Origin of the sequence: Dokdonella sp. (assembly GCF_019634775.1) — a bacterium.
GTDB lineage: Bacteria > Pseudomonadota > Gammaproteobacteria > Xanthomonadales > Rhodanobacteraceae > Dokdonella.
Genome location: NZ_JAHCAS010000001.1, coordinates 330467 through 342819 on the forward strand (window position 1 = coordinate 330467; position 12353 = coordinate 342819).

The following is a 12353-nucleotide window of genomic DNA, read 5'->3' on the forward strand; positions in this document are numbered from 1 at the left end:
ATTGATGGGCGGAGTTCATTTCGTCGCAACCGGAGCCTGGGCCAGACGGTCGAGTTCGGCAAGGAGCTGATCGGGAACCATCGCCGCCTGCGGCGATACACGCGTGCCGTCGGCGGCGAGCACGGTCGGCGTGTGGGTGATGCCCATCTCGCGCGAGAGGCGGCCGGTTTCGGCCACGGGATTGGCGCAAGCCGTGTCGTTGCCTACATCGGCACCGTTCATCGCCGCAGTCAGCGCGGCCTTGCGATCCTGGGCGCACCACACGGCCATGGACTTGCGGGCGGCGTCCGGATGGCTGTCGAGCGGCATGAACACGTATTCAACAGTGATACCAAGCTCGTTGTAGCGCTCCATCTGCTGGTGGAAGCGCCGGCAGAACGGGCAGTCGATGTCGGTGAACACGATCACCCTGTGCTTCGGCTTGGCCGGACCGTAGATGATGCGCTTGTCCACACCGATCCGCGCAAGCGTGGCCTGGCGCTGCTTCGCACGGGCAACCTCGGTCATGTCGCGCGCATTGCTGGCGTCGAACACGCTGCCATCAAAGACGAAGCGGCCATCCTTGCTGACGTAGACGAACTGGCTGCCGACGATCGCTTCGTAGAAGCCCGGCGCGCTCGCCTCCTGCACCACATCGACCTTGATCTGCGGGGCCAGCTTGAGCATGGTCGCACCGACGATTTCCTCCGGCGTGGCCGCCGCGACCGTGCCGGTGACCAACGTGAGGAACGGCATGGCCCAGCTGAACGGGATGGATCGAGCAGGCGTCACGGGGTTTTCTCCTTGGCAGCGGCCGTGGCACCCGCCATGGCGATGCGGTTCAACTCGTCGAGCAGGCGATGCGGGCTCATCAGCACCGCCGAAGGGATCACGCGTCCGTCCGGGCCGATCGCCGTCGGTGTCGCCGCCACACCGATCTCCCTGCCGGCGGCGACCGTGGCGGCGACGGGGTTGGCGCATTGGCGGCGCTCGAGCGTCGTGCCGGCCATGATCGCGTCATAGGCGGCGTTGCGGTCCGGAGCACACCACACCTCGACCGACTTGCGATGAGCATCGGGGTGCGCAGCCAAGGGAAAGAACAGGTAGTCGATGCCGATGCCCAGCGCGGCGTAGTCTGCGATCTGCGCATGCAGGCGCTTGCAGTACGGGCAGTCGACATCGGTGAACACGGTGATGCGATGGCGTGGCCTCGGCGGCAGGTAGCGCAAGCGTTGCGCATCGCTGACGCCGGCAAGCACCTCCAGTCGACGCACGGCCATGCTCGCCTCGCTGAGATTCTCGCCGCGCGCGGTGTCCTCGATCTGGCCACGGATCAGGTAGCGTCCGTCCAGACTCGCATAGACGACCTGGCCGTCGATGATGCCTTCGTAGTACCCCGGCAGGGCCGAGAGGCGGAAACCCTTGAGCTGCTGCATCGGCGCGAGCTTCTGCATCGCCGCGCGCGCGGCATCGGCCTGCGCGGCCCAGGCCGCGGCGCTCGGCAGGAGCAGCAAAAGGAAGAGGGGAAAGAGCCTGGACATTCGGGAGTATCGACCTTGGCGCAGCCGGTGATGGACCGCGGCGGCGGGGGATGGTTCCGCAGGGGTCGATGATTCTGGCATGTGCCGGCGTGGGGGCCAAGCCGCTGGAACGCCAACGGATGCTCCGATCAATCCCTTCACGGTGACGCCGTTGTGGGATTGATCAGACCATTACTAGCCGCGCGGGTGGTGCTCGGCATGCAGGCGCTTGAGGCCTTCCTTGGCGACCAGGGTGTAGATCTGGGTGGTCGACAACGAGCTGTGGCCGAGCAGCATCTGCAGGGCACGCAGGTCGGCGCCGTGGTTGAGCAGGTGCGTGGCGAAAGCGTGGCGCAGGCCATGCGGCGAGATGCGCGCGGCGCCGATGCCGGCCGTGGTCGCGTGCTTCTTGACCAGGGTCCAGAACATCTGCCGGGTCATGCCTTCGGCGCGCGCAGTGGCGAACAAGGCATCGCAGCGGCGCCCCTTGAGCAGCAGCGGGCGCGCTGATTCGACATAGCGCACCAGCCAGTGCTGCGCTTCGGCACCGACCGGCACGAGGCGCTCCTTGCCGCCCTTGCCGGTCACGCGCACCACGCCCTGGCGCAGGTTGACCTGTTCGGCGCGCAGGCCAACCAGTTCGCTGACGCGCAGGCCGGTCGCATACATGAGTTCGAGCATTGCGCGGTCGCGCAGGCCGAGCGGACTGTCATCGGGCGCATGCAGCAGGCGTTCGATGTCGCCCTCGCCGAGTGCCTTCGGCAGGTTGCGCGGCAGTTTCGGTGCGTCGACCAGCAGGGTCGGATCGCAGGTCAGCACGCCGTGGCGCTGCAGGTCGCGATAGAACTGGCGAAGACACGACAGCAGGCGCGCATTCGATCGTGCGGTGTAGGGCCTGCCGTCGCGCGCACCACCCAGCGAGCGCCGGGCAAGGTAGTCGAACACGTGCTCGCGCGCGGCGTCGGCGAGACCGCGCCCCGCTCCGGCGAGCCAGCGCGCGAAACCCTCGAGGTCGCGTCGGTAGCCAGCCAGCGTATTGTCGGCGAGACCGAGCTCCGACCAGGCGCGCTCGAGGAATGCGTCGATCAGCGCGTGGTCGGCAGGAGCGATCGGCGCGGCAGCGCGGCTCGGGGTCTTCGACACGGTGTAGGCTTGGAGCCGGGAACGGGGAATGGAGAATAGGGAATGGCAAATCGCCAGAGCAACCAGCTCGAACCGCCCCACATCCATCCTTTCCCATTCCCGGCTGCCCCATGAACGAACCCACTCCCGCCCCCCTGTGGTTGCGCCTGGCCGCGCTCGGCTACGACTTGCTCGTACTCGTCGCCGTGTGGATGCTGGTGGCCGCGCTGGTGCTGTTGGCCTTCCGTGGCGAGGTCGATGTCGCTGACCAACCACCGCTCTACCACTTCGTGTTGCAGGCTTCGCTGCTGGCGGCAACGGCTGGCTACTTCGTGATCTCGTGGACGCGCGTCGGCCAGACCATCGGCATGCGCGCCTGGCGGCTGCGCGTGGTCGATGCGGGCAATGGCCGGCCACCGCCGGTACGGCACGCGCTGCTGCGCTTCGCCGTCGGTCTGGTCTCGCTGCTTGCCGCCGGCCTCGGCTTCGTCTGGTGCGTGCTCCAACCAGACCGTCGCGCCTGGCATGACCTTGCGGCGGGTACGCGGGTGGAGCGATTGAAGAAACCGGGATTGGAGATTCGGGATTAGGGACTCGGAAAAACCTGCGCAGTCGCCACACCGCACAATTTCGTGCAGACCACCGCTTTTGATCGTCCTGATCCCGAATCCCGAATCTCCAATCCCGGCTTCTACGCCTTTCGCCGGAAGTACAGCCCCGCAGCGGCAATCAGCAGCAGTGGCGGCAACAGGTTCGCCAGTGCCGGCGACAGGCCGTAGACCGTACCCATGTTGACCACGGCACGCTGCAGAAAATAGAAGCCGATGGCCAGCACGATGCCGACGAACAGGCGCTTGGACAAGCCGCCGCTGCGCAGCGCGCCAAACGCGAACGGCAGCGCGCAGAACGCCAGCACGAGCACGTTGATTGGATAGAAAACGCGGCCCCACCAGGCCGCGCGGAAGTTGCGCGCGTCCTGACCGTTGCGTTCGAGGTAGGCGATGTTGCGCGCGAGGTCACGCAGGCCGAGATAGTCGAGCTTGACGATGCTGAGCGAGAGCAGGTCGGGATCGATCGCCGAGGTCCAGTGTGCCTGTGCCTGCACGGTGCTGGTGGCGGAGGTCGCGCCGAACTCGGTGCGGCGCACATCGAACAAGGTCCACGCCCCGCCCGCATGGGTCGCGCGCGACGCCACCGACAGCACGCGCAGGCGCCCGCCAGCCTCGAACTCGAACACGCGCACGCGGTTCAGGTCGATTACCGGACCTTCGACGGTCTGCAGCGTACGTCCGCTGCCGGCATTGATCACGGTGTCGCCGTCGCGCGCCCAAACGCTGCCGCCCTTGGCGAGGGCGACGTCCTTCGATTTCGCCGCCAGGGCGAGCGCCTTGGCCTGCTGGTCACCATAGGGTGCCAACGTCTCGCCAAGCACGACGACACCGGCAGTCAGCGCAACCAGGGCGAGCACGACCGAAGCGCAGATGCGCATCTTCGACAGGCCGGCGGCGCGCAGGGCAGTCAGTTCGCCGGTGCCGGCGAGCCCGCCCAGTCCGAGCAGCGAACCTATCAGCGCGGCATGACCGAACATCTCGTAGAGACGGCGCGGCATGGTCAGCAAGGTGTAGCTGACCGCCTTGGCCAGGGTATATCCCCCCTTGCCGATGTCGTTCAGCTCGCCGACGAGGATGGTCATGGCATCGAAGCCGGCGAGCACGAGCCAGACCAGCAGCACGGCGCCGAGCACCGAACGCGCGATCAGGCTGTCGACGATCCGCCACGGCCGCGTCATGCCGGCACCCGTCGCGACTTGCGCGCGCGCTTGAGCGGCTGGCCTCGCAGGATCAGCCAGAGCGCGATTGCCATGGTCGGCAAGTACACCCACCACAGGCCAAAGGCGAGGGAAAGCTTCTCCTGGACCAGCCAGGAACGGCCGAGCGCCAGCAGATTGGCGTAGACGATGTAGGCGAGGATGGCGACGATCAGGCCGCCATAGCGCGGTTGGCGCGGATTCGAACGCGACAGCGGCAGCGCGAGCAGTGTGAGCACCAGCACCGACAGCGGCGGCGCCAGACGCCAGTGCAGCTCGGCCTGCTGCAGTGGCTCGTCACTGCGCCAAAGCTCGCGCGTCGGCGCGGCGCGCTTGATCGAGTCGCTGGATTCCGTGTTCTCGTTGTCGGGCAGACGTAGTTCGTTGCGGGCGAAACGCAACAGGCGGAAATCGTCCTGACCCGGCACACCTTCGACGCGGAACCCGTCCTCGAGGGCGAGGTAACGGTTTCCCCCATCGGTGTCGCGGTAGAGCTCGCCCTTTTCGGCGGTGATGATGCTGATCTGCGAACGGCCATCGGCTTCGAGCTTCTCGTTCTCGACGAACATGCGCGCGAACTGCGTGCCATCAGCCGACATGTCGCCCACATAGATGACGCCTTCTTGGCCCGGCAGGGTGACGAAGCGACCCGCTTCCAGTCCGGCGATCAACAGCGAACGGTTCGCTTCGGCGACCAGCTGCTGCGACAACCGCACGGCGGACGGCGCCAGCCACAACGACACCAGGCCGAGGCCGAGCATCAGCGGCAGCACGAGCAGGGCCAGTGGGCGCAGCAGTCCGGTGATGTCGAGCCCGGATGCGCCCAGCACAGCCATTTCGCTGTCGCGGTAGAGGCGTCCGTAGGCGAGCATGACCCCGAGGAAGACGGCCAGCGGCAGAAGGATGTTGAGGCCGTCGACCGCGCGCAGCGCGATCAGGGTGAACATCAACTCGGCCGGCACCTTGCCGCGCGTGACCTGGTTGAGCACGGCGACCACGGTATCCCCTAGGCTGATCAGCAGCAGCACGGCGCCGACGGCAGCGAAGCTCAGGACGAGCTCGCGCAGCAGGTAGCGGTCGAGAATGCGCAGCACCGGTGTTCCATGCCTTAGAATCGCGGGTTTCGTACCGCGGCGGGCCGCAGTCTAGCGGCCCGCGTCCGCTTTCGCCCGTTTCCTGGAACACCCGATGACCCTGAAGTTCAGCCAGACCACCGCGACGCCGGACGCCGCCGACGTCGATTGCGCCATCGTCGGCGTGTTCGAGGACCGCAGCCTGAGCGCCGCCGCCGCGCGCGTCGATGAGGCCTCTGGCGGCGCAATCAGGCGCCTCATCGACAGCGGCGACATCACCGGCAAGATCGGCAGCCACGCCCTGCTGCACGCCCTGCCCGGCATCAAGGCGGCGCGCGTGCTGGTGGCCGGCCTCGGTGACCCACGCAAGTTCGATGGCGCCGCCTTGCGCCGTGCGACGCGTGACGCGCTCGCCGCACTGCGCAACTCGCCGGTCACGTCGCTGGCATCGTGGCTGACCGAACTCGAGGTGCCGGGCCGTGACGAAGCCTGGAAACTGCGCATCGCGGCGCTTGCCGCCGACCACCAGAATTACCGCTATACGGCCACCTTCAAGTCCAAGGACGGAACCCGTGCGGCGACGCTGAAGTCGCTCGCCCTCGCCGGCCGCGACGGCGCACACGCGCTGGCCGAGGCCGAGGCGATCGCGCTCGGCGTGCGCTTCGCGCGCGAACTCGGCAACCTGCCGCCGAACATCTGCAACCCCGCACACATCGCCGCGCAGGCGCAAGCTTTCGCCGACAGCCATGATGGCGTCACCTGCGAAGTGCTCGAACGTGAGGCCATGCAGGCACTGGGCATGGGCGCCCTGCTCGGCGTCGCCCAGGGCTCGGCGAACGCGCCGAAGCTGATCGTGCTGCGCTGGAACGGCGCCGGCAACGGCATCAAGCCATACGCACTGGTCGGCAAGGGCATCACCTTCGACACCGGCGGCATCTCGATCAAACCCGGCGCCGGCATGGAAGAGATGAAATTCGACATGTGCGGCGCGGCCGGCGTGCTCGGCGCCTTCGTCGCCGCGGTCGAGCTGAAGCTGCCGCTCAACCTGGTCTGCATCGTCGCCGCGGTCGAGAACATGCCTGATGGCAATGCCTACCGCCCGGGCGACGTCTTGACCAGCATGTCCGGCACGACCATCGAGGTGCTCAACACCGATGCCGAGGGCCGCCTGATCCTGTGCGACGCGCTGACCTATGCGCAACGCTTCGACCCGCAGGTCATCATCGATGCGGCAACCCTGACCGGGGCCTGCGTGGTCGCGCTCGGCAAGCATGCGAGCGGGCTGATGAGCGCGGACGACGAACTGGCTGCGCAGTTGGTTGCCGCCGGCGAGGCCTCGCTCGACCGTGCCTGGCGTCTGCCGTTGTGGGACGACTACCAGTCGCAGCTCGAGTCGGGCTTCGCCGACGTCGCCAACATCGGCGGCAAGTATGCCGGTGCGATCACCGCCGGCTGCTTCCTTTCGCGCTTCACCAACGGCCAGCGCTGGGCCCACCTCGACGTCGCCGGCACGGCCTGGGACGAGGGCCGCAAGGGTCTCGCCACCGGTCGCCCGGTGCCACTGCTCGTGCAATACCTGGTCGACCGCTGCACATGAACGCCCCCACGCCCGCACCGAACCAGGCGCAGCAACGCAAGGCCTCGACGATCGCCGCGATGTTCGGTGTCGCCCTCGTGCTCGGCGTACTCAATGTCGCACTCAATCCTGACGTCGTGCAGAACGCTCGCGTGACCGGCACGCAGATCGCCGGCAACCTCGTCCTGCTGTACCTCGGCTTCCGCTGGCTCGCCATCGACAGTGCCCAACTCGACATCCGCCGGCCGCTGTGGCTCAACGTCTGCATCATCCTGCTCGCCATCGTCTTCGTGCCGTACTACTTCTACAAGACGCGCCGACCCGGCCAGCGCGCGCAGCCGATCCTGCTTTTCCTCGCGTTGGTGGTCGGCATCGGCATCGTCTCTGCGATCGGCAGCACGCTGATGCTGACCCTGCAGTCCGGCGCCGCGCCGGGCACCCCGGGCATCTGAGCGATGCCCCGCGCCGATTTCTACCTCATCGACAAGCCGCGCTTCCGCGAGGATCCGCTGCTGCTGGTCTGCGAACTGGCCAAGCGCGCCTTCGCCGCCGCGCTGCCGACGCTCATCCTCGCTCGGTCGCAGGATCAGGCCGAAGCCATCGACGCCAAACTCTGGGAGTTCGATGAGGACGCCTTCATCCCGCACCAGATCGCCGGCGACGACGACGATGCGATGACCGCCGTGCTGATCGTGCCGCCCGGCGTCGACAGCAGCGACCGCCCGCTGGCGATCAACCTGCGCGACACCCCTGCGCTAGGTCGCCATGAGCGCGTGCTCGAAGTGGTTGCCGCCAACCCGGACGACCGCAGCGGCTCGCGCGAACGTTGGCGCATCTACCAGCAGCGCGGCTACGACCTGGCCAAGCACGACATGTAGGTGTGGAGCAGGGATTGGCGAATCGGGAACAGGAAGAGAAGAATCCTCAGAACAACAAGATCGAGCCGACCCGCTTCAACCATTCCCCATTCCCCATTCCCTGCTTCCCACCATTCCCCATCCCCCATTCCCGATTCCCACCCATGGAAAAGAGTTTCGAACCCGGCCAGATTGAACCGAAGTGGTATGCCCGCTGGGAAGCCGCCGGCTGCTTCAAGCCGCACGGCGAGGGTGCTCCGTACTGCATCCTGCTGCCGCCGCCGAACGTCACCGGCACCCTGCACATGGGCCATGCCTTCCAGCAGACGATCATGGACGCACTCGCGCGCTACCACCGCATGCTTGGCTGCCGCACGCTGTGGCAGGGCGGCACCGATCACGCCGGCATCGCCACGCAGAAGATCGTCGAGAACCAGCTCGCCGCGCAGGGACGCTCACGCCACGACCTCGGCCGCGATGCCTTCGTCGAGCGTGTCTGGGAATGGAAGGAGCAGTCCGGCTCGACGATCACCAACCAGATGCGCCGCCTCGGTGCCTCGGTCGACTGGTCGCGCGAACGCTTCACGATGGACGAGGGCCTCTCGGCCGCGGTACGCAAGGTATTCGTCGAGTGGTACCGCGCCGGCCTGCTCTACCGCGGCCGGCGCCTGGTCAATTGGGACCCGGTGCTGATGACGGCCGTCTCCGACCTCGAGGTGGACAGCCAGGAGAAGGATGGTTCGCTATGGTCGATCCGCTATCCAGCGACCGACGGGGGCGAAGGCGTCGTCGTCGCGACCACGCGCCCGGAAACGATGCTCGGCGACGTCGCCGTGGCCGTGCATCCGGAAGACGAACGCTATGCACACCTGGTAGGCCAAAAGCTCGTGCTGCCGCTGACCGGACGCGAGATCCCGGTGATCGCCGACGACTACGTCGAACGTGAGTTCGGCACCGGCTGCGTGAAGATCACGCCGGCGCACGACTTCAACGACTGGCAGGTCGGCGCGCGTCACCGCCTCGAACCGATCGTCATCCTGACCCTCGACGCGAAAATCACCGACGACGCGCCCACGGCCTACCGCGGCCTCGACCGCTACGCGGCACGCAAGCAGATCCTCGCCGACCTGGAGGCTCAGGGCCTGCTCGTCGAAACGAAGAAGCACAAGCTGCAGGTACCGGTCAGCCAGCGCAGCGACGCGGTCATCGAGCCGATGCTGACCGACCAGTGGTTCCTCGACCTTACCCGCGAGACGCGCATCGACGGCAAGCCCGGTCCGGGCGGCCGTCGTGCGATCACTGAGCCCGCGCTCGCCGCCGTGCGCGACGGCGCGATCCGCTTCGTACCGGAGAACTGGTCGACCACCTACAACCAGTGGCTCGAGAACATCCAGGACTGGTGCGTGAGCCGCCAGCTCTGGTGGGGCCACCAGATCCCGGCCTGGTACGACGAAGCCGGCAACATCTTCGTCGGCGAGAACGAAACCGATGCCGTCGCACATTCCAACGTGGTACCGGTCGGTGCGCTGAAGCAGGACGAGGACGTGCTCGACACCTGGTTCTCGTCGGCGCTGTGGCCGTTCTCGACAATGGGTTGGCCAAACTCCGGCCCGACCAGCGAGGGTGGCCGAGTCGTCGCTCAATGGGGAGAGGACCAGGCCTTCCTGCCCAGTGCAGTGCTCGTGACCGGCTTCGACATCATCTTCTTCTGGGTCGCGCGCATGGTCATGGCGACGGTTTATTTCACCGGCAAGGTGCCATTTCGCGATGTCTACATCAACGCCATCGTGCGCGACGCAGAAGGCCAGAAGATGTCGAAATCCAAGGGCAACACGATCGACCCGCTCGACCTCATCGACGGCATCGAGCGCGAAGCCCTGGTTGCCAAGTCCACTGCCTCGCTGCTGATTCCGCAGGTACGCGAAAAGGTCGAGAAGCGCATCCGCAAGGACTATCCCGACGGTATCGCCGCAGTCGGCGCCGACGCCGTGCGCTTCACTTTCGCCGCGCTGGCCACGTATGGCCGCACGATCAACTTCGACCTCAAGCGCGCCGAGGGTTACAAGAACTTCTGCAACAAGCTGTGGAACGCGGCGCGCTTCGTGCTTTTGAATACGGAAACGGGCGGGACAGCGCCTGCCTTCCCTCCCCCGCCGGGAGACGGTGGCACGGCGACGCCGGGTGAGGGTTTGGGTTGCGCGCAGCGCTTGCCCGCCACCGCCGCCGAGCACTGGATACTGTCGCGCCTCGCGTCGACACTCGACGAAGTGCGGGCGCAGTTCGCCAGCTACCGCTTCGATCTGGTCGCCCAGGCGCTCTACGAGTTCGTCTGGAACGACTACTGCGACTGGTTCCTCGAACTGGCCAAACCCGCCCTCAACGGCGATGACGCCGGCGCAGCGGCCTCGACGCGCATGACTCTGCTGCGCGTGCTCGAAGCGATCCTGCGCGCGCTGCACCCGATCACGCCGTTCATTACCGAGGAGATCTGGCACTCGGTGGCACCACGGCTGGGCATCGAAGGCGACAGCGTGTCGGTACGTGCCTATCCGCAAGCCGGCGATTTCGGCGCGGGCCTCGACATGCAGGCCATCGCCGACGTCGAATGGCTGCGCGCCGTGCTCTCGGCCGTGCGCCGCATCCGCAGCGAGATGAACATTGCACCGGGCAAGCAGATTCCCCTGCTGTACGCAAAGGGTGACGCCGGCGACCGCGAGCGCACGGCACGCTTCGCAGCGCAGATCGGCTTCCTCGCACGCACGCAATCGCAGCAGTGGCTCGATGCCGGCAGCGAGGAACCCGCCTCGGCCACCGCCATCATCGGCGACCTGCGCGTGCTCATCCCGCTGGCCGGCCTGATCGATCTCGGTGCCGAGAAAGCGCGCCTCGACAAGGAGATCAAGCGCATCGATGGTGAAATCGGCAAATCGCAGGCCAAGCTCGCCAACTTCGCCGCGAGCACACCGGCGGCCGTGGTCGACAAGGAACGTCAGCGCCTGGCCGAGTTCAACACGACGCTGGCCGCGCTCAAGGAACAGGCCGCACGCCTCGGCGCAGGCTGAACAGACCGGTGCGTCGCGACTGAAGTCGCTCCCACAGGGGGCGTCGTCTTTTCGTGGGAGCGCCTCGAGCCACGACCGCCGCGCGGAAACGTGCGACAGATCCGCTACGCGGCGCGCACGAGCCGGCCGCGATCATCCAGTTGATGCCAGTGCGGCGGACTCGGCCAATCAGGCTCGGCCGCACGCTGGACGACACGCACGAGGTCGCGGCGGTCCAGGTGCGGAGCCAGCGTGGCAATGACATCAAGCGCGTAGTCGCGCAGCACGCGATCGCGACGCAGTACGACCCAGGCTGTGCAGGTCGGCAACAGGCCGTCGGCCGGCAGTACACGCAGATCGACCAGATCCTCGTCCGCGAATGCCATCTCGGCGAGTATCCCGACGCCGAGGCCGGCGCGAACATAGGTCTTGATGAGATCGGCATCACGCGCGGTGACGGCGAACTTCGGCACATGACCGGCGGCGGCGAAGGCGCGCCGCAGCGAGGATTCCGCTGCCAGCGAGGATTCGTAGCTGACCAGCGGCTGCGCGGCGATGTCGTCGATGCGCAGCGGGCGTCCGAGCGCAGCCAGCGGGTGTGCACGCGGCGCCACGATCACGCGTTCCCAGCGGAACAGCGGTATTGCCAGTTCAGCCGCAGGTGCCGCGCCGGCCGTGCTGACGATGGCGAGATCAGCCGCACCCTTGCCGAGCAGCTCGACGAGTTCGGCATCGCCATGCGGTTCGATGCGGATGCCCACTTCGGGAAAACGCCGCTTGAGCGCAGCCAGGACCGGCGGCAGCACGAAGCGTGCCTGCGTATGCGTGGTGACGATGACGAGCTGGCCATTCACATCGCTGCGCAGGTTCGCCGCCAGTGCACGGATGTTGGCCGCCTCGGCGAGGATCGTGCGCGCGCGCTCGATGACCTGACGCCCGCCAGCGGTGATCGCGTCGAGGCTCTTGCCCTTGCGCAGGAAGATCTGGAATCCGAGTTCGCCTTCGAGCTGCTTGAGTTGTTTCGACAGGCCCGGCTGGGTGGCGTGCACGCGTTCGGCGGCGAGGGTGATGTTGAGGCCGGCATCGGCGATGGCGACGATGCAGCGCAGCTGGGTCAGGGTCATGTCTGTCGTTCCGTTGCGGGGATGGGCACGAGCGGCACATCACGACGGCAACAACAGCATGTCGGCTCGAACGGTTTCATCGGAAACTCCCGGAGCGACCCAAGGATGCGGTGTTGCGACGCAGCATATAGCGCGCCAACCGGCTCGTCCAGTCTGGACGTCCAGACGTCCATCCGTCCGCATATGACCGGACGACATGAACTGCGTACGCTGTGGCATTTGCGCTGCTGCGGCTGCACGATCGATCCTGTGCG

The 12353-nt window shown here is 66.9% G+C and carries 11 protein-coding genes; 5 read left to right on the forward strand and 6 right to left on the reverse strand.

Annotated features, from left to right (window positions below; genetic code table 11):
* Positions 1 to 15: 15 nt before the first annotated feature.
* The 3 genes from KF907_RS01425 to xerD form a co-directional block, all read right to left on the reverse strand.
* Complete coding sequence (locus tag KF907_RS01425; protein ID WP_291217420.1) at positions 16 to 771, reverse strand: DsbC family protein; 756 nt, start codon at positions 769 to 771, stop codon at positions 16 to 18.
* A complete protein-coding gene (locus KF907_RS01430) occupies positions 768 to 1520 on the reverse strand; it encodes a DsbC family protein (RefSeq protein WP_291217423.1) in 753 nt (250 codons plus the stop codon). Before KF907_RS01430 ends, KF907_RS01425 begins: the two co-directional genes overlap by 4 nt.
* Positions 1521 to 1694: 174 nt before the next feature.
* Positions 1695 to 2642: a site-specific tyrosine recombinase XerD gene (xerD, locus tag KF907_RS01435; RefSeq protein ID WP_472843815.1), complete on the reverse strand. Its 948-nt coding sequence runs from the start codon at positions 2640 to 2642 to the stop codon at positions 1695 to 1697.
* A gap of 110 nt (positions 2643 to 2752) precedes the next feature.
* On the opposite strand from xerD, the gene KF907_RS01440 reads away from it, so the two are divergent.
* Positions 2753 to 3211 carry an RDD family protein gene (locus tag KF907_RS01440; RefSeq protein WP_291217425.1) on the forward strand — a complete coding sequence of 153 codons (459 nt, stop codon included), beginning with the start codon at positions 2753 to 2755 and terminating at the stop codon, positions 3209 to 3211.
* Between the two features lie 101 nt (positions 3212 to 3312).
* Here the strand turns inward: KF907_RS01440 and lptG are convergent, their stop codons facing one another.
* Both lptG and lptF read right to left on the reverse strand, forming a co-directional pair.
* On the reverse strand, positions 3313 to 4410 hold the full coding sequence (lptG, locus tag KF907_RS01445; protein WP_291217427.1) for an LPS export ABC transporter permease LptG: 1098 nt from the start codon (positions 4408 to 4410) through the stop codon (positions 3313 to 3315).
* Positions 4407 to 5522: an LPS export ABC transporter permease LptF gene (lptF, locus tag KF907_RS01450; protein WP_291217429.1), complete on the reverse strand. Its 1116-nt coding sequence runs from the start codon at positions 5520 to 5522 to the stop codon at positions 4407 to 4409. Before lptF ends, lptG begins: the two co-directional genes overlap by 4 nt.
* Before the next feature lie 94 nt (positions 5523 to 5616).
* Between lptF and KF907_RS01455 the strand changes: the two genes are divergently transcribed.
* The 4 genes from KF907_RS01455 to KF907_RS01470 all read left to right on the forward strand — a co-directional run bounded on the left by KF907_RS01455 (position 5617) and on the right by KF907_RS01470 (position 10996).
* Positions 5617 to 7098 (forward strand): leucyl aminopeptidase, encoded by a 1482-nt coding sequence (locus tag KF907_RS01455; protein ID WP_291217431.1) that lies wholly within the window; start codon positions 5617 to 5619, stop codon positions 7096 to 7098.
* Positions 7095 to 7529 (forward strand): hypothetical protein, encoded by a 435-nt coding sequence (locus KF907_RS01460; protein ID WP_291217432.1) that lies wholly within the window; start codon positions 7095 to 7097, stop codon positions 7527 to 7529. The genes KF907_RS01455 and KF907_RS01460 overlap by 4 nt, the downstream gene beginning before the upstream one ends.
* 3 nt (positions 7530 to 7532) lie before the next feature.
* On the forward strand, positions 7533 to 7955 hold the full coding sequence (locus KF907_RS01465; protein WP_291217434.1) for a DNA polymerase III subunit chi: 423 nt from the start codon (positions 7533 to 7535) through the stop codon (positions 7953 to 7955).
* A 143-nt stretch (positions 7956 to 8098) separates the two neighbouring features.
* Complete coding sequence (locus KF907_RS01470; RefSeq protein WP_291217436.1) at positions 8099 to 10996, forward strand: valine--tRNA ligase; 2898 nt, start codon at positions 8099 to 8101, stop codon at positions 10994 to 10996.
* Positions 10997 to 11100: 104 nt separating this feature from the next.
* Here the strand turns inward: KF907_RS01470 and KF907_RS01475 are convergent, their stop codons facing one another.
* Complete coding sequence (locus KF907_RS01475) at positions 11101 to 12099, reverse strand: LysR substrate-binding domain-containing protein (protein WP_291217438.1); 999 nt, start codon at positions 12097 to 12099, stop codon at positions 11101 to 11103.
* Positions 12100 to 12353 lie beyond the last annotated feature (254 nt).